We start from the raw sequence: 21,892 nt of genomic DNA on the forward strand, positions 1-21,892 counted from the left end.
GGATCATCCAGTTAAGTTCAAGTTCAAATGTAAGCCCCAAAATCAAGACGGAAGAATGCCCTTGCTCCACTTCGGACTAAAAAGCAGTTCATTTGCGACCAAACTTTATTCACCGCTCCGAGCTTTGTTGCTCTTAGGTTCGATTTGTGGAGCAACTTTGGAAAGGATCCGCCTTTTCTTTGGATCCCGAGTGCTTTTGGCGGCTTGCGCGCACTCCATCGATGGCACGACAAGTCAAGCTGAGGCCAGTTTTCTCTTTCGAGACGCCAGAAAGAAGATGGGCGAGCAGAGTGCTCAATACGCATTCTTGCAAATTCCCATCAAATTAATGAAGCTTCAATACTTGAGCCGTTGGACTGTTGCAATTAAGCGATTTCTGGAATGGCCAGCGCCTGTTCGTTGAAGAGTAGTTGAAAACTCTAATCCAATTATTTGCTTGTGATCAAGCATTGCTTGAAGGAGTTATCAATTGAATATCTTTGTGTGAATTTCTGATTTAGTTTGCCATCGCTGCTTGCCTGGCGCTTCCAAAAGAATAAGTCGAATAAGTGAGGATACTCAAAAGTGCCGAATTATAAAATTTTAGAAACGGTATCCTTCAATTCAGTCACAATTTCCTCGAATCACTTTGGCGGAAATTTTGTTACTTCTTTTGACAATGAATTCACCCCGAACTCCTCTCTTAATGATCTCTTAGAACATATGAATTTGTCAAATCTCCGTTTTCCAGGAGGGAGTGTGACCGAGTATATTTTCGATATGACACAGCCAGATTCTGCCGCAGCCGCGGATGGATCGAGTAACGTGTTGATGCCCATGAACGAGTTCTTTGCAACCGCCGGTGAAATTGGTGCTGACGTCACCCTTGTCGTCCCAACGCGCATCGCTTTCTCGCAGTCTGCCGTCGAAGCGCTTCAGGGGGGAGGGCCGAATGACCAAGGTTTGTACGGGAACAGAACTGATTTGGCCAGCAACTACCTTACCGATATGAAGTCATATGTTGATGAAGCGCTGGCAGATGCGTCTGAAAATGGCGTGCAGATCACTGCATTCGAAATTGGGAATGAATTCTGGGGGAGTGGCGAAATGACTGCCTCGGAGTATGGATATCTTGCCGGAACAGTGGCTGACTTTCTGCAATCTAACTACGGCGACAGTATCGATATACTCGTGCAAGGGGTCGGTGCGGCAAACAGGTACTCGCCCAATAAGGGGACTGTCGTCTGGCTTGAGGACATTGGCAACGGTGAATATGATCTATGGACGCCGACAGACATTATTGGCCCGCCGTATAACGGCGTGGCAGATTCGACATGGGCAGAACACTACATGCCAGGTTCGGGACAAACGCAAGCCCAGAACGAAGCGATTGCCCATGGCCTCAATAGTGTCAGTGGCGCAGCAGATGCAATTGACGGGTTAATTGCTCATGTCTACTTGGCAGGCGGGTTTGACAGTGCCGACACGGAACGTGAATTTCGATTGAAAAATATCTATGCTTGGCTGTCTGACCAGCTTGTGCGTGGCAACCCAGCAGAATTGAGTTTCAACGTCACTGAATGGGGCGCGAGAAATGACAATACGCAAGGTTTGCAATATGCCTCAATGTTGGGTGAGGCCTTTTTCGAGCTGGTATCGCATGGCGTTAACACAGCTAACGTCTGGCCACTCACATTCCCGGACCAGAACAATATCAACCGAAATCTGGTGGACACACAAGAAGGCGACCTGACTTTTGGTGGAACAATGCTCCAGTTGATGAGTGAGTCTTTAATCGGACTGGAAGCCGCCTTGGACTATGAGGTAGCTGATGAGATCGACATCCACGTTTTCTACGGCGCGAATCGCATGGTGAACTTTGTTTCTGAACGGACCGGCACTGACGTGTTGGACGTAGAGCTTGACCAGAGCGATTTTGTGCTAAGTGGGTCGTATTTCTTCACGTGGACTCAGCTTTGGGATGGAGGCGGAACTGGCGGCACCGACAACGGGGTGGCCCCGGTTGTGACCTATTGCGATGGCTTTATCAGTTCTGGTGGAACTGAAACGATAGATATGGGCGCCTGGGCTGTGTCACGGCTCGAGTTTACGGCCGTCACCGAAGGTAGCGATAGCATTCAGGGTCGCGGTGGCAATGACACCATACACGGAGCCGGCGGTGATGACTTCCTATTCGGATCATCAGGCAACGACGTCTTGGGCGGTGGAGCTGGTAGCGATACTATCTTCGGTGAAAATGACAACGATCTGCTGCAGGGCGGGGCGGGCAATGACCGGCTGTTCGGCGGCGCAGGAGCAGACCGGCTGGAAGGCGGCATCGGCGACGACATCCTGCACGGCGAAGACGGCAATGACCTGATCTTCGGCGGCATTGGAGCGGACATGCTGAACGGCGGCGCGGGGGACGACACGTTGCACGGGCAGGACGGCGTGGATGTCATCCGCGCTGGGGGCGGGGTGAATGTCGTCTCCGGCGGGGCAGGTGTGGACCAGTTCCTATTCGCAGACGGCGACGACGGCTCCACCACCATTGTCGATTTCGCCGACGACCTAATCGATCTGACGCAGGTCGGCAGCATCAGCGGCTGGCAGGATCTAGTGAGCACCCACATGACGCAGTCCGGGGCCAATGTGGAGATCGTTTTTGACCAGACCGTCGTCAGTCTTGTGCATCAACTGTTGGCGGACATGACCGAGGACATGTTCTGTTTCTAGCGTCAGTCAGGTTGCTGCGAGGAGGGTCTGATAAGCCTCGATCGCGTCGTCGAAGTCGTCGTAATAGGTCAGCTCGCTCTTTTTCAGTCTCAAGTTTTTTCTAACACCGAAGGCATCTTAAGCTATACGTTTCGGGGTGTTCTTGAGGCCTATCCTGCAGCCTGGAAGTAGTTCCAACATTCTTGCGGGTCGTAGAGCTCGAAGATTGTGCCGATCGCATCGAGAATGTCTGCGAAAGTCCGCGCCCCGATTCGGCGCAGATGTGAATTGAGTTTTGAAGAAGCTGGGGTGTTCCAATCAGGTGGTCTGGGTTGATAGTTAGTACAATCTGGCCTCTGGGCCACCGTAACGTTACTCTCCGGCGCAGGTGGGCGATATCTCAAGGCGCTATGCGCCCTGACGGTGTTGTAGCAGAAACACCGTTGCTCAATTAGGAATTGCGTCTCTCGCTGGTTGTAGAAGATCTCGCCGTTCAAGAGCTCGTCACGTAACTGGGCATCGGAACTTTCGCAGTATTCGTATTCCAAAAGAGAACCTAGTTCGATTTATGCCGTCTTAGCTCCGACAACAGTGATCCAATCTCGCACCTTCTAGGCGATTAATTTTCGTCGCGTAGTTTGATCAGCCCCACCTAAGTGGTCCAGTTTGAATGTTAGTGCATGATCGGCCTGAAGATCCAGCGCCCACATGAGATCGCTTTCGACACTGAAGATCAGCTTGCCGGGCATCTGCGCGGCAAGCCGAGTCGTGCCGCCTGATCCATATTCCAAGATGACATTTCCCGCTCGCTAAGTTTCGGCAAGAAGGGCCAGCTCCTCTTTCGGCATCGCGGGGTCGATAAATCCGGGCATGAGTCAGTCTCGTTCGTCTATGATACCCTACCGAACAACGCAGGATAACGCTGTGCAAGGATATATGTATCGGCGCTTCCGCCGATGCCAAACAGGATCAAAACGCGGCGCCCGGTCGTAAAGTAGCCCCGCGTTAATCGGTTCCCGACAGATCGCGGGTGAACACCTTGGCTTCGCAGTCGCGGATATCATCCGTCATGCGGTTTGCCACAATTTTGTCCGACCGCGCCTTGAACGCGTCCAGATCGCACATCACCTGCGAGCCGAAGAAAGCCTCCTCTCTCAAGACAGGTTCACAAACGATAACCTCCACCCCTTTGGCCTTGACCCGCTTCATGACGCCCTGGATGGAGGACTGGCGAAAATTGTCACTTCCCGCCTTCATGACCAGGCGATAGATGCCCACCACTTTTGGCTGGCGGGCTAGGATCCGGTCCGACAGAAAGTCTTTGCGCGTGCGATTGGCATCGACGATGGCCCGGATCAGATTCTGCGGCACTTCGGAGTAATTGGCCAGAAGCTGCTTGGTGTCTTTCGGAAGGCAATAGTCGCCATACCCAAACGACGGATTATTATAGTGATCGCCAATGCGCGGATCTAGCCCAATGCCCTCGATGATTTGGCGCGTATCATGCCACCGGCCATGGCGTAGCTGTCCAGCTCGTTGTAGAAGGCGACGCGCATCGCAAGATAGGTATTGGCGAACAGCTTGATCGCCTCAGCTTCGTCCGGGCCGGTGAAAAGCACCGGCGCATCCTTGGTGACCGCCGCCTCTAGCGGCAGATCTGCAAAATCGCGGGCGCGGGCACTGCGCTCGCCGACGATGATGATGCGGCTGGGATGCGAATTGTCATGCAGTGCGCGCCCCTCACGCAGGAATTAGGGCGAAAAGATAACCTGATCGGTGCCCAACTGCGCACAGATCTCTTGCACGAGGCCGACCGGTACGGTCGACTTGACGACAATTGTCGCTTCACAGTTCACCGCGATCACCGCGCGGATGACATCCTCGACCGAAGATGTGTCGAAATAACTAGTCTGCGGGTCGTAATTCGTAGGGGTGCGACTATGACGAAATCGGCTCCCTCATAGGCAGCCCCCGCATCGGTGGTAGCCGTCAGGCGTAGGGATCCGGTCGCCAGATACGTCTCGATGTCAAGATCCAAAATGGGGCTGCGCCCCGCATTCACCATTTCCACCCGTTCCGGCGAGATATCGACGATCGTAATGTCATGCGCTGCTGCGAGAAGCACCGCATTCGACAAACCTACATAACCGATACCGGCAACTGCAACCTTCATCGAGTATCACTCGCTTTAACAAATCACTGTCTCGCTCCAAACCACGTTGATGGTGAATACTATCCGTTTGGGATTTGTTCCCGTCCAACCTGGCTTCGGACACCGATCAAAAGTGGAGTATCTGCTGCGCCGCGACTAGTCATCGTTTCCACTGCCTGCTTTCAGCAAAATTCATGCTTCTACCTTCATGGATATGTTCACTAAATTTATGACGGGACGATGTCGCCCCCCACTTAGGAGCCGATCATTTCCGCCGTCAAATCATTGACTGGGATAGCTCAGCGCAGATCTGCAGTAGATGTTCCTCAGCATCAGTTTGAGGCAATTTTTCAGCCGGGAAGCCCACCATGCCTCACAATCTCCCGACTAAGTGGGCCGCATGCATGGCAAATGTCCGAAGCAGAGTGTGCAATGGCCGTCGCGAAGTGGGTAGACCTCTAGGCCATCACCGTCGATGGCGCGAGGTCAATCTTGGCAATCCTCCAACTGCTGACAGATTGCGTGAAGTTTTTATTAGATGCCCGTGAAGGAGCTTGGCGTGCTCGCCCTCGCCAGCGAAAATCCACAACTCTCAGAGAAAGAACAAATTCTATTTGTCCGGGGTTTTGCGTCGCCATCTTTGGATCAAGATACTGGGTGGGGCCGGTGAAACACTATTCGGCCACGAAGCAACAGCACAATGTGGTTAGAGTGGTCTCGGAAAACCGGACACGAGCTTAGGTGTATCCCGAACCTCTGGGAGGGATACGAAATGGCGCAACGCCGGAGGTTTACGGACCAATTCAAGGCGAAGATCACGGTACGGCATCTGGTTCATCCCAACCAGGTGAGCACGTGGAGGCGCCAGGCAATCGAGAACGATGTCCTGTCCGCCGGGCTCAAACGATGAGCCCCGAGCAGGGGCCAGAAAACCCAAAGCTATCCTGGCCTGAAAGGCGGAGAATATGTCGAGGCACGTAATGCTTCTCCGCGCTCTGCATTAGCTTTGCGCCAGCGGTAGAAACTCGCACCGCCGATCTCGAAATAACGGCAGGTCTTGGCGACATGGCCGATCTCTTCAACCTATTGCAATATCCGCAACTTGCGACTGATCCCGCGTCGATCCTTCGACATAAACATCTCCTTCTTCCAGGCTCTGAAAGGTTAAAAGAAATGTCTCGCGAGTAACGGCATATCTACGGCCACGAAAAGGCCGACACCCCTACCCTGAGAGACAATATGAGCCGCAATTCAAGTATCGCTCACATTCGTATCCGCACGATCAACTGGCCAAGATGCCCCCCGCCTTGACATCCGTCAAGTCGCAGCCCGGCGGGCTGCTTTAATACCTTAAGACGCAAGGCTACCGTGTCCCCGTCAGCCCGTCCACATGTGGCCGCCCGGTCGGGGTGGCAGATGACCGGGACGACGGGCTGGAGGAGCAAACATGAGCCAGAGTTTCACACGCCGTCGTTTCCTCACGATCTCGGCCGCAAGTATGACTTGTGCGGCGATGCCGGTGCAGGCCGCGGAAACTGTTATATGGACCGGTCGCGCGATGGGGGCGCAGGCCCGCATGACACTGGCAGGGCCGGTGCCGAAAGATCAGGCGCGGTCGATCCTTCGCGCAGTAGAACATGAGCTTGCCCGCCTTGAGCGGATATTCAGCCTGCATCATCCCAGATCGCAAATCGTGCAGTTGAACAGCTCCGGCATTCTCAAGGCGCCTGCGTCCGAATTTGTTGAAGTTCTCGACCTTTGCGATCATCTGAACATGGCGACCAAGGGCGCATTTGATCCGACGCTGCAACCGCTATGGCTGGCGCATGCCAGATCGGCGGCGCAGGGACGCATCCCGTCCGAGGACGATTTGATGCAAGCACGTGACGCCGTCGGCTGGGAGCATTTGCGATTTGACGCAGGCGCAGTGCGCTTTGGCAGGGCCGGTTGCAGCCTCACCCTGAACGGTGTCGCGCAAGGCTATGTGACCGACCGGATTGCAAACTTGCTTCGCCAACGGGGGCTTAGCGATATTCTGGTGGATATGGGGGAAATTGCGGCTTTGGGCAAACACCCTTGGCCGGTGGGCATCGTCACGCCGGGCGGCGATCTCGTCAGTCAGGTCACCCTGCAAGATCGGGCGATGGCGACGTCTGCCCCTATGGGCACGTTACTGGCGCCGGAAATCGGGTTGGGCCATATCATTGACCCCCGCAACACCGAGAACCAGCCCCGGCATAAACTCGTGTCTGTCTCTGCCAACTCCGCCGCGTTGGCGGATGGGCTTTCGACCGCGTTTTGCCTTATGACGCGGCCCGGCATCCAGTCTTGTCTGGAGCAAACTGACGGGGCCAAACTGGAGGCTATGGCCTGACGCTTGTTGTGTCTTTCAAATGCCGCCGAGGGCCGCGCGCGAGATGCCTTGAACGATCAGCCCTCTGACCCCGGGCAAAAGCCCGACAGGGTCCATGCAGGGTCCCGAAAATCCGCAAGCTGTTAGCGCGTCTTGAATATCGTCCTGCACATGTCCGCCATCGGCGGCGAAGAACGGCAGGCAAATAGACTTTGGCGGGCAAAGCACGGTCACATCGGGCAGAAACGGCGGTTGCTCGACATAGCCGGTACGTATCTTTTCAAACCGGATCAGCCTGCTTAACCGCTCGACAAACTGCTCCGTATCACGTGCGGAATTCGGACTGCGGCCAGATCCATGCGCTGCCACCATCAACGTGGTCTCGTCCGCCTTCCAGCCTTGGCGCGTGAGTTCCGCCTTCAGCGCGCGCGCGACAACGCCGGGCAGGTCGGGGTCAACGCCGAGCGGCGGCAGGATGACGGGGCGGTCAGCCGGACTCAGCCGGTCGCGCAGGGCCGATTGTACAAACCAGCCATCGGTCATGAACATCGGGTAGATGACGGGCGACGTTCCCGCGCGGCTCAAAGCTGTTTCCAACGCACTTGGTTTGGCCAGTGTCGCGCTTTCGACGCGCCAGCCCGGGACGGTCGGAGTGATACGGGACAGCGCCGCCTCTGCCGGATCGGGATCGGACGGCTGACCGTGGCTGACCACGATCGCGCAGCGCTCAGTGGCTTGTGCCTTCGGAGAAGGTGATCTTGTTGAATACATTGTATTTTCCAGATGGTTTGCGCATTGGAAGACGGCGCAGCTCCTGCAAGGTTTTAGCATCGTAGATGATGACCGCGCCGTCATCCTCCCAGACCGAGACCAGCGCGTGCGACCCGTCTCGGGTAAACTCGACATGCGCGACAGTCGCCCCCGGTTCGGGGCGCATGGTTTTGACGATCTCAAGCGTGTTTTGGTCGATGATGTGCATTACGTCCTTGTTCGGACCAAAGAACACGTCGGCCCAAATGTAGGGCGAGTTCTCGTGGCTTCTGAGGAAAAAGCCCGGCCCTTCGGTGTCGATGGTTTTCAGCACGCTCCAGTCCGCCGTGTCGATGATCGACAGCTTGCCTTCCTTCAAGTGCGGCGTGGCCATGACCCTGCGCCCGTCCAGATCCCAACTGATACCCGACCCCAGATGCGGCATACCTGGCAGCGGCAACTCCGCAATTTCGCGGCCCACGTTGAGGTTCACGACAACGCCCCGCGCACCATCTCGCGACGCGCCGATCAGATGGCGGTAGTCGTCCGTAAAGAAGAAGTCATCCAGCGGTTCGGCAATCTCGATCCGGCGACGGGCGAACAGGCCCTCGGACGACGGGATCGCCTCGATCATGCCTTTCTCCTGACTGTGGATGAAGCCTTCGTAAACCGGGGGGGCATCGGGGTCTGTGGCGACCTCCCAGATTTCCGGAGCGTCTTTGAGCGCCAAGATGAAGCTGTCGCGCTGCGGGGCCTGATAGACCGCCGACACCCGACTATGGACGCCGGTTTTGGAGATCACCGGCATGACCTTTTCCACACTCAGGTCATCCGTGGACAAAAGGGTCAGCGTCATCGGCAGGTAGTTTGCCACCGCAAGATGTTTGCCGTCGGGGCTGATCGCGATGTTTCGGCTGTTCAGTCCGGCACGGACGCGCCCGACCTGTTGCAGCGACCAGATATCGTATTTCTGCACATAACCATCTCGCGACATTATGAACACGAAGCGCCCGTCCGGTGTGAATTTCGGGCCGCCATGCACCGCGAACGGCGTCTCGAAGCGGTCCAGCACCTCGAACGTGTCGCCATCCAGCACACTGACGTGATGGTCTCCGGTTTCGACCACCAGTGTGATGTTCAGCGGGTCGGCGTCGAAAACGGGAGCGTCGGCGGGGACATAGTCGGCGTCCATCTCGCGTGTCGCGGCAATCTGCTCAGGGGTCCACTCGGGTTCCGTCTCAAGTGGTGTCTTCAGATAGTCCGCCAGCGCCGCGATCGCCGCGACTTCCAACTCGTCCTCAAACGCGGGCATCTGCGTGGACGGACGACCCACCGCAATCACATTCTCAAGGTTTGGCCCGCGCATCCGGCTTAACGTTTCGGGGATCAAGGCGGGGCCGATACCGCCCAACCTGTCACTGCCATGACACTCCGCGCAGCTGGTGGCGTAATCCTGCGCCGGATCAGCCTGCGCCATCACCGCGCAAAGCGACAGAAGGCTAGGTAAAACGATGCGCCGGATCATGGCGTTTCCCCCGGAATGGTGTGACGGTCAGGCGCTCGGTATCCTCGATGCCGATCTCGGAATTGCTGAGGTAGCAGGCCGGGTCTTCGGCCCATGGATCGCCGGTCAGTTGCAGCGCACGAATACGGGTATTGCCGCCGCAGATGGATTGATGCGCGCAAGCCCCGCAGCGGCCTTTGAGCGGTCGCGGGCGGGTGCGCAGTTGCGCCAGCATCGGATCATCGCCGGTCCAGAGCGTGGAAAACGGCGTGTCCTTGATGCTGCCGACGGTGTAGTCGGACCAGTACGTATCGGGGTGAACCTTGCCTTGCGGGTCGATATTGGCCACGCCCAGCCCCGACGAATTCCCGCCCCATGCCTCAAGATGGTCTCGTAGGTTTTCCAGCTTGTCGTCATCGAAATGTGCACGCGCCCATTGCATCATATAAACGGCGTCGGCATCGTTATTGCCGGTCACGATGTCCAGCGGATAGCCCGTCCCCGACGCACCGGCCCACGCGTGGTCGATCAGCATATCGAGCGCGGCCCGTGTGTGGCTGTGCATGGCATCCTCGCCGCGGTTTTTGTCGCCACGACCGGCATAGACCAGATGCGAGAGGTAGAATTTGTCCACGCCCTCGTCCTCGCAAAGTTTCAGCAAGCCGGGCAAATGCTCGGCGTTATCCTTGGTCAAAGTGAACCGCAGCCCCACCTTGATGCCGCGCTTCTTGCACTCGCGCACGCCGCGCACGGCATCGTCGAAAGCGCCGTCGACGCCGCGGAACCAGTCATTAGTCTTGCCGATCCCGTCGATCGAGATGCCGACATAATCAAACCCGATCTCTTCGATCTTGTCGGCGTTTTCGCCGTGGATTTTCGTGCCGTTGGTGGACAGCGCCAGCATCCGTGTAAAGGGACGCGCCGCGCGGGCAATGTCGAAAAAGTCGAACCTGTCCAGAGGTTCCCCGCCCGACAGGATCAGCGCGAAGACGCCAAACTCTTCCATGTCCTTGACGTTGGCCATCGCCTGTTCATGCGTCAGCTCGCCGGGGAAATGCACATCTGCCGAGACGGTGTAGCAATGGCGGCATTTCAGGTTGCAGCGACGCGTCAGGTTCCAGATCACGACCGGCTTGACCCCGCCGCTGCCACGACGTGTGCGCACTGGGGTCGGGTCGACCAGCTGATGCATGTATTCAGACATTCGAAACATGCCTTATCCTTTCTGCCGCAGCCGCAGCCCGGTCTTTTTGAGTATGCGGGTGGAGTAGAGGATATCGTTGCCACGGCAGGCATCCCCCAGAATTGCGGCCACTTCGGCGCGCAGGGCCTCGACCTCCTCGCGGGAGGTGCCGTGGATCATCGCGAACAGGTTGTAAGGCCAGTCCGGCAAGGCGCGGGGGCGCTCGTAGCAATGGCTGACGAAATCCAGATCGCCTATCTTCTGGCCCAACTCGGCAATACGAGTGTCATCGACATCCCAGACCGACATACCATTTGCCGTCATCCCCAACGCGTAGTGGTTGGGCGCCACGGCAATGCGGCGAATGATGCCGCTGGTCTGCAAGGCGCGCATACGGGTGCAGACCTCGTCTTCGTCCAGACCCAGATCGGCGGCGATTTGGGCGTAGGGGCGTGGCACCAGCGGCAAGCCCGACTGGGTGGCCGTGATGATGCGGCGGTCTGTGAGGTCCAGCGTCATGCCGCCACCCGAAAGCGGATGAAGAATTCCTGCAACTTGGGAAAACACAAAACGGGGTATCCGGTCTCGTGTTCGATCTTCGCCGCCACCTCCGCGATTTCGCCCTCGGATTCCGTCGCCAGCACAAACCACATATTCAGGCGGTGGGTGCGCTCGTAGTTATGCGCGACCTCGGGGTAGGCATTGACCATGTCCACGACGCCGTCGAATTCATCCTCGGGGATCGCCATGGCGCACAGACAAAACGCCCCGCCCATCGCGGCGGCGTCAAAGAAGGGACCAAAGCGGGTGATGATACGGCCCTCTTTCATCGCGGTCAGGCGCGTCAGAAGGTCACTTTCGGTCAGCCCAAGCTCCCGAGCCACCTGCTCGTAAGGGTTGGGTGTGATCGGAAAGCCGTCTTGCAGCGCGTTCAGGATCAGACGGTCGGTGTCATCAAGCGTCATGCAGTTTCCTTTTTATTGGCGTCAATCATCGCACCGGTTTGTTTGAAACAGCGTATCGAGAACAACGGCTGGTAGGGAACGCCGCGAAGCGCGGGCAAGGCGCGGACGCGGTCAAGAACTTCGAATGCGGCAGCCCGACTGCGGGCATGGATCATAGTGTAAAGGCTGTAAGGCCAGATGCCCTCCACGGTGACGCGTTCATAGCAAAGGGTGATGCCCGGCTGCGCGGCCAGCAACGGGCCGACCTGCGTAATGGTGTCGTGCGGCAAGTCCCAGACCACCATGGCGTTCGCCCGCCAGCCCAACGCACGGTGGCGCACGATCACACCAAGGCGGGAGATGATGCCAGCGTCGGTCAGAACCCTGATCCGGTCCAACACATCCGCTTCCGTTCGGCCAAGGTCGTTGGCGATGCGGGCATAGGGGCGATCTTCAAGCGGCAGCCCCTTCGTCAGGGCCTGAAGCACAGGGCGGTCGGCATCCTGAAAAACCGACGTATCGACCTGCCGCGCACTGCTGAGCGGGGCCGCCCCACCCCGCATGGAAAACCCCAGATCGACATTGAACGGCCGCACCAGCCGCAGATCCAGCACACGCAGACCGGCCTGCTTTTCGATGCGGGCAAGCGTTTCGTTGACATGCGCGCGGTCAGGGCCTGTGACGACAAACCAGAGGTTCCAGTCGTTTTCGCGCAGGTAGGAATGGTTCACACCGGGCTGGGCGCCGATGATCGCCGCGACCTCTTCGATCCGGCCCTCGGGTGCGGCAATGGCGGCAAGCGTGCTGGCCGAAACCGAGTTGGGCGCACATGTCGCGCCAACCCGTGTCACACGCCCGTTCTCGCAATGACCGCGCAGCCTTTCCAGCACGCTTTCGGTGCTGATCTGCAATTCAGCCGCAAGGCGGTCAAAGGGCCGCGGCTCAATCGGGAAGCCGCGTTGCCAATTGTCCAGCAAGGCCTCGTTTGTCGGGTCATTGACGCCATCCATTTTCTACAGCCCCGTCTTGTGCGCACGGTTAGTAAAGAAGATGCCTGATGGGCTGAGCGCATTGATCTCCCGCAATTTCTCGAAGGTTTGGGTGTCGTAGACCATGATTTTGTTGGCATCGCGCACGGACAGCCAGACCTCGTGGCCGCGCGGCGTGAATTCCATGTGAAGCACGCCGGGTCCGGGGGTGAATTGATGGATCACCTCCTTGCTCAGGGAGTCGATGACCTGAATGGTGTCGTTCAGCGGGTGGGCGAAGTTGACCCAGACCTGCCGCCCGTCAGGCCGCGCCATCGCAAAGATCGGCTGGCCGTGTGTTTCGGTCCGTCCGGTTTGCGTCAGGCTGCGGGCATCGACCCAGAGCACTTCATGCTGACCCACAGCAGGCAGCACGAAATCGGTTCCCGCCAGCGCCCAGCCTTCCAGATGGGGCATCTTGTAGACCGGCAGCCCTTCGCGTCCGGCGGAATAGCCGTCAAGGATCGGCATCGGTTCGGGGTTATCCTGCCATAGGTCCAGCGCGGTCAGGTGGTCCTCGCCAAAAAGCCCCGCAATGTAGGTGCGCCCGTCAGAGGTCACCAGGGCGTCATAAGGGTTGGACCCCATACCGGTGATCTTGGTGATTTCCGGCTCGGCATCCGACAGATCGGCAATCCACGTTTCGCCCTTGTCCCACAAGGTGAACACAAACTTGGTGCCCGGCACATCGACAAGCCCCACAGTCTTCGAGCCGGTCGGAATGTCGACGACAAGCTCCATCGTTTCGGCGTCGAACACCCGCACCCCGCCCGGCTCATAGTTGGAGACGGCAACATAGCGGCCATCGTCGGAAATAGCGCCCCCGATCGCGTTTCCGGCCTGTATCACCCTGCCCACAATGGCTTGCTCCAGAATGTCGACCTTGGTCAGCCCGCCATCGCGACCGAACACATAGGCAAACCGTTCATCCGGCGAATAGACCAGCGAGGCGTGCGACAGATCCCCCAGCCCCGTGATGCGGCCAATGCTGGCGCGTTCCGACTGGTCGATCACCAGCAACGACCCGTCGGCACGCTCCACCACAAGCCCCAGATCGCCGGTCGATTGCGCGACAGCGCTGGTGCTGGCAAAGGCGAGCGACAGGATCAACGCGTTCAGCCAGTTCTGCATCATTCTTCTCCGGTCAAAAGATAGTCGACCACCCAGTTGATTTCGGTTTGCGTCAACAGTGGTTGCCAAGGCGGCATAGCGGTTCCGGGGATGCCGTCCTGTATCACCTGCCCAAGGGTTTCGGGATCATAGTGCTGCAAGGACTCGGCCCGAATGTCGGGGCCGAGTCCGCCTTTGAGCGTCATGCCGTGGCATGATCCGCAGTCCTGATGGACCAAGTGCTTCAGCGCCATTGCATCCGGTGGCACCTCCCCTGCCACTGCTGCGCTGGCGCTGAAGACGAACAGGAGAACCCTACTCACCGGCTATCGCCGCTGGCAGCGGCGGCATCTGGTTTAGGGCCGCCTGTTGGTAAAGGGATACGACCCTGCCGATCACAAACAGAACGGGCGTGCGCAAGGCCAAGGTCTGCGCATCCACACCAATCTGGCCAAGGTGCGACAAGAGACGGGTTTCACGCGGCGTGGTGACGTTGGAGACCGCCAGAACCGGCAGGTTGGCGGGCAGGCCCGCGCTCATCAGACGCAAGGCAATCTCGGCAATGCTGGACGCCCCCATATAGACCACCAACGTGGTGTCGATATCGGCCAGACTTTCCCAATTCAGCTTGAGCGTTTTGTCCGCCGCAAGATGTCCGGTAACATATCGCACGCCGGTGGCAAGCCCACGGTGGGTTAGCGGCACGCCGGTGGCCGCCGCCATGCCTTGCGCTGCCGATATCCCGGGCGCGTATTCTACATTGATGCCCCGCGCTTGCAGATAGGCCGCCTCTTCCGAGCCGCGCCCGAAGATCATCGGGTCACCGCCCTTGAGGCGGGCAACGATCTGCCCTTCCAAGGCCCGTTCGGCCAGAATTTCATTGATCTGATCTTGCGGAACCGTGTGGCATTTCGGGGCCTTGCCCACGGGGACCATGTCCGCGCTCTTGGGTGCCATAGCCAGAATCTCGGGAGATACCAGACGGTCGTAAACCACAACATCAGCGTCGCCGAGCATCCGGACGGCGCGCAATGTCATGAGGTCGGGATCGCCCGGGCCTGCTCCGATCAGATAAACTTTGCCATTGGGTGTCATTGGCCGCATTCCTCACGTGGCAATCGTTTTTGTCATCTCGGGGTTCGTTGAAAACCGGGGGCCGCGCGTAACGCAGCCCCCGACCCTCGTGTTTTAGTAAACGTCGGCGCGTGTGTTGTAGACGTTGAACTTGCCGGTAGGCGTAATCAGGCGCGGGTCCTTGATCACGTGCTTGAGTTCCAGCGTCTTGTCGTCAACCACAACGATGGCCGATTCCAGATCCTTGGCGTTCCAGACCGAGAACCAGATTTCGTTCCCGGCCTTGTTGAATTCGCCTTGAACCACGCGGGGTTGCCCTTCGGCAATGCCAGCCCATTCGACAATCGGAAGCGTCGTGTATTCAGGCTCTTCCTCCGTCAGGTCGGACACCTTGAAGACCGCAACCGAGCCGGATGTTTCGGCATCCGGGTTCAATGTTGCATCAACATAAAGATGCTCGGATTCCGGATGGGTTTTGACGAACAGCGATCCACCGCCAAGGGCATAAAGCTGATGCACCATCTTCCACGCATGTTCCGGATGGCCTTCAGGGTCCGTCCCGATAAGCGCGACGGTGTCGTCGCCCAAATGCGAGGTGGCCCAAACCGGCCCGTAGGTCGGGTGGATGATATTGGCACCACGACCCGGATGCGGGGTTTCGCCTTCGGTTTCGATCACTGCCACCAACTTGCTTTCCTTGGTGTCGATCACCACGACCTTGCCGCGCGCGTTTGCCGCCGTCAGGAAGTAACGCTGGGTGCTGTCCAGCCCGCCATCGTGCAAGAAGCGTTCAGCGTTGATCTCGGTGACTTTCAACGCGTCGATGTCGGAATAGTCCACCATCATGATCTTGCCGGTTTCTTTGACGTTCACCAGAAACTCCGGTTTGTAGTGCGAGCCTAGGATCGCCGCCACACGGGGTTCAGGGTGGTAGGTCTGTTCGTCATAGGTCATACCACGGGTCGATTTGATCCGCAGAGGTTCCAGCGTGTCGCCGTCCATGATCACGAATTGCGGCGGCCAGTAAGCCCCGGCAATGGCGTATTTGTCCTCATAGCCCTCAAACTTCGACGTCTCGACCGAGCGCGCCTCTGCGCCGACCTTGATCTCGGCTACTGTGTCGGGGTCTTCCATCCACAGGTCGATCATGTTCACCTTGGCATCGCGGCCAATCACGAACAAATACCGTCCCGAGGCGGAAATCCGGCTGATGTGGACGGCGTATCCGGTCTCGAGAATTTTCTTGATCTCGTAGGTGGAGCCGTCAATCAGGGCAATCTCGCCTGAATCGCGCAGCGTTACAGAGAACAGGTTGTCGATGTCCCAATCGTTCAACTTCTCCGTGGGACGATCCGCTGGCTCTACATGCACTTTCCAGCTGGCGCGCATGTCTTCCATACCGAATTCCGGTGGCGCTGGCGGCTCGAGCAGCACGTAGCGGGCCATCAGATCAACATCGGCTTCGGTCATATCGCCCGAGGTGCCCCAGTTGGGCATACCTGCCGGCGAGCCATAGGTGATGAAGTCGCGCAGATACTCAAACCCGAGGTCACGTGTGATGTCGGGCGTCAGCGCCTTACCGGTCGCACCCTTGCGCAGAACGCCGTGGCAACCTGCACAGCGCTCGAAATATGTTGTTGTCGCTTGCTGGAATTCTTCGTCGGTCATCACCGGATCGCCGGGCTTGCGGCCGGGAATTTCGACATTGATCTCGCCCAGTGTCGTCATCGACGGCACATATCTGTCTGCGGCGGTGTCGGCATGGTCCGCAGGTTTGTCCTGCGCCGATATGCTCGTCACGGTAAGACCCAGTGCGACAGCAGCACTGGCCAATAGCGAAACGCGCTGTCTGGCAGTTGTAGATTTCATCACAGATTCTCCAGTTGCGGTAGGTTAACATTATCGTGACATTGGGCTCATCGGGCGTCCTTGACTTATGTTAAGGCGGGAACAGACAGAGCGGAGCAGAAGGGGGAATGATCCGATCTGTCCTCTTCACAATTCTGAGTGCATTTTGCATTGCGGGCAGCCCTTTGATGGCACCGGCCCAGAATGCGGGGCTCGTCCTTCACGATGAAGCCGTGGCAGTCGCCCCGACCCGCGAGGTCGCGGCATCCCTGTTTAGCCTCACAGAGTTGCCAAACATCATACATACCAAGGGCGCGGTGCCCGGATGGGAGGTGTCACAGGGCGGGGAAAGTGTCGGGCATATCGCGTCAACCTGGGAGATTATCCAGTCCGCTGGATATTCCGGGCGACCACTGGATGTGCTGGTCGCGGTGTCCTCAAACGGCGTTATCACCGGTGCCAAATTAGTGCGTCACAGCGAGCCGATTCTGACGCTTGGCCTGTCTGACCAGGACATCGCGCGATTTGTCGCAGGCTTTGCGGGAATCGATCTTCTGGACCCTGACGGCACCCGGTCCGGCCCTGAAATGCCCGACATAATTTCCCGCGCGACGGTCACGACCGGCGTTATCCGCGACTCCATCCTGCGCACCGCGCGGTTGCTGGCGATCAATCGCGGCCTCGTGCCGGGCGGTGGCATCGACCGCCTGAATTTCGAGCCACGCAGTTGGGCCCAGCTGGAGGCAACAGGCGCGGTTGCTGGCACCACAGTTACCCTCAGCGAAGCCCGGGCGGCGCTTGCTGATGCCCAGCCCCCGATCCCAGAAGGCAGCGCACCGTTTATCGCCCTCTGGGTGGCGCTGGCCGATCCGCCGACAATTGGCCGCAACATTCTGGGGGCCACGCAGTTCAATCGAACAACGGCGGCTCTGGGGCCTGACGCACATGTGCTTTTTGTGGGCTCGCACGGGCTCTATTCCCATCGCGGAACCGAGTGGCGCCGCAGTGGCTCATTCGACCGGTTGATGGTGACCCAGAACGGGGTGGATTATCCGCTAACCGAAGAGGGCTATACCAGAATTGATAAACTCCCCATTCAGGACACCCCACCTTTCAAGGAACGCAGCCTGTTTCAAATTGGCGGTGACGGGTTTGACCCGATACAGCCGTTCACGCTGACCCTAACCGCCACGCGCCCCACAGCATCAGGCGCAGACCAGTCGTTTTCAGTATCTCAGGACTATCACCTGCCAGCGGAGTTCGTGCAGGCCCCGCCCCCCGAAGCGGCCCCGTTGTGGCACCGCACTTGGGAGGACAAGAAATATGCCGTCATGAGCGTAGCCGCGATGCAGATCACGCTCACTCTGATCCTGCTGTTTCAGGAGCCGCTGGTGCGCCGCAAGCGTCTGTGGATGGTGCTCAGGGTCGGATTTCTCAGCGTCACGCTGGTCTGGCTGGGCTGGGTGCTGAACGGGCAGCTTTCCATAGTGCAGGTCGTTGCCTTCGTGCAGTCGCTGTTGACCGGATTCCGGTGGGAGACGTTCTTGATCGAGCCGGTGATCTTCACCCTATGGGCGGGGGTGGCACTGGGGCTGCTGTTCTGGGGTCGGGGTGTCTTTTGCGGCTGGCTATGCCCGTTCGGGGCGCTGCAAGAGCTGTCCAATCTCGTGGCCCGACGCCTCGGCGTGCCGCAAATAACGGTGCCTCACGCTCTGCACGAGCGACTCTGGATGATCAAATACACCCTGTTTATGGCGATCCTTGCGCTGTCGTTCTATTCGATGAAAGACGCACTGATACTGGCGGAGGCCGAGCCGTTCAAAACCGCAATATCCATGCGAATGATGCGCGCCTGGCCATTCGTTCTCTTTGTTCTGGTACTGCTATTTGCAGGGCTGTTTATCGAGCGGTTCTACTGTCGCTTCATGTGTCCGCTTGGTGCCGCGCTGGCGATCCCTGCCAAGCTGAAGATATTCGACTGGCTGCACCGGCGACCGCAATGTGGGCGGGAATGCAGGCTATGCGAAACAAAATGCACCGTGGGCGCGATTGACCCGATCGGGCGGATCAATCCTAACGAATGTGTGCTTTGCCTGCGCTGTCAGGTGGTGTTGAACGACCCCGAAACCTGTCCGGTTCTCAAACGCAGGGCGCGCGCGAAAGCCGGTTGATGCTTGGCTGAGCGCGCTGCTCCTGAATGGAAGATGTGCAAATATTGACCGTCGTCCAGATCGCAAGTCGGATTGCGCCTTCCCTTTCCGTCTTCAGTCGTGTCTCTTGTGGCCTCACCGTTGACCCGCGCGATGAGGAGTTTCTGGTATGGTTCAATCCGAAGATCGAAAAGTTGCCAAGGACTCTGTGTTGCTCCGAAACCTGCCGGACCGTGTCGTCGATGCCTTGTTGAGCGATGCCGTGAGCCACCAGTACAGCCGGGCTGAAACTGTGTTTTTGCAGGGCGAAAAGGCCCAATTTATTCATATTGTCGTTGACGGCTGGGTCAAACTTTACCGCGTCGCCCCAAATGGAAACGAGGCGATTGTAAACGTGTTCACACGCAGTCATAGCTTTGGCGAGGCCGTGTCGTTCAAAAACGGAGACTACCCCGTTTCGGCCGAGGCCGTGACCGACTGCACACTGTTGCTGCTACCGGCCCGTTCCCTCGTGGCGATGATGAAGGAAGAACCCGATCTATGTATTGCGGCGCTGGCGTCGACTTTCCAGCATCTGCATGAAATGGTGTCTCATCTGGAACAGATCAAAGCTCGAACCGGTGCACAGCGGGTGGCTGATTTCCTGCTCGACCTGAGCAATTGTGAAACCGGCAGTTGCATGGTCACCCTACCCTACGACAAAATCCTGATTGCGGGACGTTTGGGCATGAAGCCGGAGAGCCTTTCGCGGGCGTTTGCGAAACTACAGAAAGTTGGCGTCAAGATCGCAAGAAATCACGCAATGATCAGCGATATTGATGCTTTGAAAGAATACACCAGAGCCGATCCCGCCAGCGGATGGAGAAAAGCCCAATGACTGCTCTCTCCGCTGCATTTGCCGCCATTGACGCCGCCAACGCCCGCGATCCCGACAAGGTAGACGGGCAACCCGCCAGCCTGCTCTATGGCCAGCGGATGACGGCCGAACAAATCCGGCTTTTCCCCGACGCCCGCGAAGCCCTGCAAATCGCGGCGCGGGGTCAGCATATAGAACGCTGGGTTCTCAGACGCGCGGATTACCCCGAGGGGCGCGAGGGCTATCTGACCTGGCGCCGTGATCTGGCTGGCCATCATGCCGAACGTGTGGCCGCGATCATGGCAGAGGCTGGATATGACCAGCCGGAAATCGACGCCGCGCGGCGTATGCTTTTGAAGCAGGGTATCAAGCGTGATCCGGACGTTCAGGCGCTTGAAGACGTGATCTGTTTCGTTTTTCTGAAATGGTATTTCCAGCCGTTTTCCACCACGCAAAGCCCCGAGAAGCTGCAACGCATCGTGCAGAAAACCGCGCGCAAAATGTCGGCCGAGGCCCGCGCCCTTGCGCTGGATACGTTTGACATGCCGCCGCCGTTTACCGACCTTTTCACGGACGGAAATCCCGCAAAATAATTGTCGGCAGTTTTCGCACAATCTCCTGGGCTCTCTTCAAGCGGCTGCTGTCAGCGTGCCGACACCTTCGCACCGATCCGGCGAATTCCCTCGGCAATGTGCTCAACTGATATCGAGGAATACCCGAGCCTGAAAAACTCTGTCGGTTGATCCGGGCCGCTGAAGAACGGGGCCCCCGGCTCTATCACCACCCCGTCATCCAAAAGCGCCTTGGCGAGCATTTCGGTGTCAGTCCCGTTCGGCGCTTTGATCCACAGGCTTGTCCCGCCAAAGCGGGCGGCCCCGGCCATTTCCAGATCCGTCTTCTCCAGCGCCTCGACAATCGCGGTGCGCCGTTTGGCAAATTGCCTGCGCATGTCGCGGATCAGCAAATCGTAGTGGCCTTGGGCCAGAAAATAGGCCGCGGTGCGTTGCAAATGTCCCGGCGGATGGCGCAGCATCAGCGAGCGCAGTTCCCGCGCCTCGGCGATCACGTGCTCCGGCCCGACGAGATACCCCAGCCGCAGACCCGGAAACAACGCCTTGGAAAAGCTGCCCGCGTAAAGCACCCGCTGGTCTTTATCTATCGCCTTGAGCGCAGGGCTTGGAGGCTCGATAAAGCTCATCTCGAACTCGTAGTCGTCTTCCACGATGACGAAGTCGCGGGCTTGTGCCAGTTCAAGCAGCCTTTCACGCCGCCCGCGCGGCAAGGTTGCGCCAGTGGGTGCATGGTGGCTTGGCGTCACGAAAACCGCCTGGGTCCCCATGGGAATGTCATCCGGCGGCAGGCCGTTTTCGTCGACATCCACCGTCGTGACGCTTGCCCCACACCACCGCAGCGCCTGTAGCGTATCGGGGTAGCACGGGTTTTCACAAACCGCGTTGAGGGGCGTGCGGGTCAACAGCTCTATCGCCAGCCAGATCGCGTTCTGGGCGCCGACAGTGATCAGAACCTGCTCACGACCGGCCGAGATACCCCGCCGGGGCAACATGCGGGACAGGATGTAATCGACAAGCAATGGATCATCAGTGGCTTCATTGCTCGCCATCAACTCGAAATCGCGCGTTCCCATGGCCTGCCTCACGCATTCGCGCCAGGCCGAGTGTTTGAAGATGGTGGAATCCATCTCCCCGAATACAAACGGATATGGCATAGACCGCCAGTTTTTCGGCTTGATGATCCGGCGGCGGTTGCGCAGATTTTCCGACAGGACGTTCTGCCAAAGATTGCTGTTCTCTATCGGCGCTGCTGCGTTACCCATAGGAAGGCGGGGGGCCGCCTCCGAATCCGCAACCACGTATCCGCTGCGGCTTTGCGTCGTCAGGAAGCCTTGATCGACCAGTTCCTGAAAAGCCAGCGTCACGGTCATGCGGGCCACACCAAGGTGTTCCGCAAGCTTGCGCGATGATGGCATCAAGCTGCCCGGCAAAGCCCGTTTCGACAGGATCGACGCGACGACAGTTTCCCGTATCTGGGTTTGCAGCGGCCTTTTCGACGCCCGGTCCAAAAAGAAAACATCTGCCGCTATACGTGGTCTGGCCATAGCTCACCGTCTTGGCAAAACTGGTCTAAGTCAATGAAAATTCTGGACCTAACCTAAGGTCAGCGAATCCGCCTATTAGCGGTCAGCCTTCACTCAATTGACAAGTTTGCTCTGCCTGCAGAGGCTGAAG

General features: G+C 58.2%; 16 protein-coding genes and 3 pseudogenes. 5 read left to right on the forward strand and 14 right to left on the reverse strand.

What is annotated here, in order from left to right:
* The first annotated feature begins 564 nt into the window (after positions 1–564).
* Positions 565–2,715, forward strand: coding sequence for a calcium-binding protein (locus THALAR_RS18680; RefSeq protein WP_021100895.1), 2,151 nt, complete (start codon positions 565–567; stop codon positions 2,713–2,715).
* Positions 2,716–3,068: 353 nt separating this feature from the next.
* Here the strand turns inward: THALAR_RS18680 and THALAR_RS18820 are convergent.
* From THALAR_RS18820 to THALAR_RS18085, 3 pseudogenes are all read right to left on the reverse strand, one after another.
* A pseudogene (locus tag THALAR_RS18820) lies at positions 3,069–3,302 on the reverse strand (integrase core domain-containing protein); the annotation flags it as partial.
* A 397-nt stretch (positions 3,303–3,699) separates the two neighbouring features.
* A pseudogene (locus THALAR_RS07415) lies at positions 3,700–4,867 on the reverse strand (nucleotide sugar dehydrogenase).
* Between the two features lie 960 nt (positions 4,868–5,827).
* Positions 5,828–5,980 (reverse strand): annotated as a pseudogene (locus THALAR_RS18085) (IS481 family transposase); the annotation flags it as partial.
* Between the two features lie 313 nt (positions 5,981–6,293).
* Here THALAR_RS18085 and THALAR_RS07425 point away from each other — a divergent pair.
* Positions 6,294–7,220, forward strand: a complete 927-nt coding sequence (locus THALAR_RS07425) for an FAD:protein FMN transferase (protein ID WP_040817985.1) — start codon at positions 6,294–6,296, stop codon at positions 7,218–7,220.
* Positions 7,221–7,235: 15 nt separating this feature from the next.
* Here THALAR_RS07425 and THALAR_RS07430 read toward each other — a convergent pair whose 3' ends face one another.
* The 10 genes from THALAR_RS07430 to THALAR_RS07475 form a co-directional block, all read right to left on the reverse strand.
* A complete protein-coding gene (locus THALAR_RS07430) occupies positions 7,236–7,913 on the reverse strand; it encodes a CbiX/SirB N-terminal domain-containing protein (RefSeq protein ID WP_021100902.1) in 678 nt (225 codons plus the stop codon).
* A 13-nt stretch (positions 7,914–7,926) separates the two neighbouring features.
* On the reverse strand, positions 7,927–9,474 hold the full coding sequence (locus tag THALAR_RS07435) for a cytochrome D1 domain-containing protein (RefSeq protein WP_040817988.1): 1,548 nt from the start codon (positions 9,472–9,474) through the stop codon (positions 7,927–7,929).
* A complete protein-coding gene (nirJ, locus tag THALAR_RS07440) occupies positions 9,449–10,666 on the reverse strand; it encodes a heme d1 biosynthesis radical SAM protein NirJ (RefSeq protein ID WP_021100904.1) in 1,218 nt (405 codons plus the stop codon). Before nirJ ends, THALAR_RS07435 begins: the two co-directional genes overlap by 26 nt.
* A gap of 3 nt (positions 10,667–10,669) precedes the next feature.
* Positions 10,670–11,155 (reverse strand): siroheme decarboxylase subunit beta, encoded by a 486-nt coding sequence (gene ahbB, locus THALAR_RS07445; RefSeq protein ID WP_021100905.1) that lies wholly within the window; start codon positions 11,153–11,155, stop codon positions 10,670–10,672.
* Positions 11,152–11,601: an Lrp/AsnC family transcriptional regulator gene (locus THALAR_RS07450; protein WP_021100906.1), complete on the reverse strand. Its 450-nt coding sequence runs from the start codon at positions 11,599–11,601 to the stop codon at positions 11,152–11,154. Before THALAR_RS07450 ends, ahbB (THALAR_RS07445) begins: the two co-directional genes overlap by 4 nt.
* Positions 11,598–12,590, reverse strand: a complete 993-nt coding sequence (ahbB, locus tag THALAR_RS07455; RefSeq protein ID WP_021100907.1) for a siroheme decarboxylase subunit beta — start codon at positions 12,588–12,590, stop codon at positions 11,598–11,600. Before ahbB (THALAR_RS07455) ends, THALAR_RS07450 begins: the two co-directional genes overlap by 4 nt.
* A gap of 3 nt (positions 12,591–12,593) precedes the next feature.
* Positions 12,594–13,742 (reverse strand): cytochrome D1 domain-containing protein, encoded by a 1,149-nt coding sequence (locus tag THALAR_RS07460; protein ID WP_021100908.1) that lies wholly within the window; start codon positions 13,740–13,742, stop codon positions 12,594–12,596.
* Positions 13,739–14,041 (reverse strand): c-type cytochrome, encoded by a 303-nt coding sequence (locus tag THALAR_RS07465; RefSeq protein ID WP_040817991.1) that lies wholly within the window; start codon positions 14,039–14,041, stop codon positions 13,739–13,741. The genes THALAR_RS07460 and THALAR_RS07465 overlap by 4 nt, the downstream gene beginning before the upstream one ends.
* The gene (gene cobA, locus THALAR_RS07470; RefSeq protein ID WP_021100910.1) at positions 14,034–14,813 is read right to left on the reverse strand and encodes a uroporphyrinogen-III C-methyltransferase; all 780 of its coding nucleotides are present in this window, start codon (positions 14,811–14,813) and stop codon (positions 14,034–14,036) included. Before cobA ends, THALAR_RS07465 begins: the two co-directional genes overlap by 8 nt.
* 93 nt (positions 14,814–14,906) lie before the next feature.
* Positions 14,907–16,661 (reverse strand): nitrite reductase, encoded by a 1,755-nt coding sequence (locus tag THALAR_RS07475; RefSeq protein WP_021100911.1) that lies wholly within the window; start codon positions 16,659–16,661, stop codon positions 14,907–14,909.
* 167 nt (positions 16,662–16,828) lie between these two features.
* Here THALAR_RS07475 and THALAR_RS07480 point away from each other — a divergent pair, with 167 nt between their 5' ends.
* From THALAR_RS07480 to THALAR_RS07490, 3 genes are all read left to right on the forward strand, one after another.
* Positions 16,829–18,811, forward strand: a complete 1,983-nt coding sequence (locus tag THALAR_RS07480; protein ID WP_083483425.1) for a NosR/NirI family protein — start codon at positions 16,829–16,831, stop codon at positions 18,809–18,811.
* 148 nt (positions 18,812–18,959) lie between these two features.
* Positions 18,960–19,667, forward strand: coding sequence for a Crp/Fnr family transcriptional regulator (locus THALAR_RS07485; protein ID WP_021100913.1), 708 nt, complete (start codon positions 18,960–18,962; stop codon positions 19,665–19,667).
* Positions 19,664–20,239 carry a DUF4202 domain-containing protein gene (locus tag THALAR_RS07490; RefSeq protein WP_021100914.1) on the forward strand — a complete coding sequence of 192 codons (576 nt, stop codon included), beginning with the start codon at positions 19,664–19,666 and terminating at the stop codon, positions 20,237–20,239. The genes THALAR_RS07485 and THALAR_RS07490 overlap by 4 nt, the downstream gene beginning before the upstream one ends.
* Positions 20,240–20,289: 50 nt before the next feature.
* On the opposite strand, the gene pdxR is transcribed toward THALAR_RS07490, so the two are convergent.
* Positions 20,290–21,762 (reverse strand): MocR-like pyridoxine biosynthesis transcription factor PdxR, encoded by a 1,473-nt coding sequence (pdxR, locus tag THALAR_RS07495; protein ID WP_021100915.1) that lies wholly within the window; start codon positions 21,760–21,762, stop codon positions 20,290–20,292.
* Positions 21,763–21,892: the final 130 nt, after the last annotated feature.

It is taken from the genome of Litoreibacter arenae DSM 19593, from assembly GCF_000442275.2.
In the GTDB taxonomy this organism is placed as follows: Bacteria; Pseudomonadota; Alphaproteobacteria; order Rhodobacterales; family Rhodobacteraceae; genus Litoreibacter; species Litoreibacter arenae.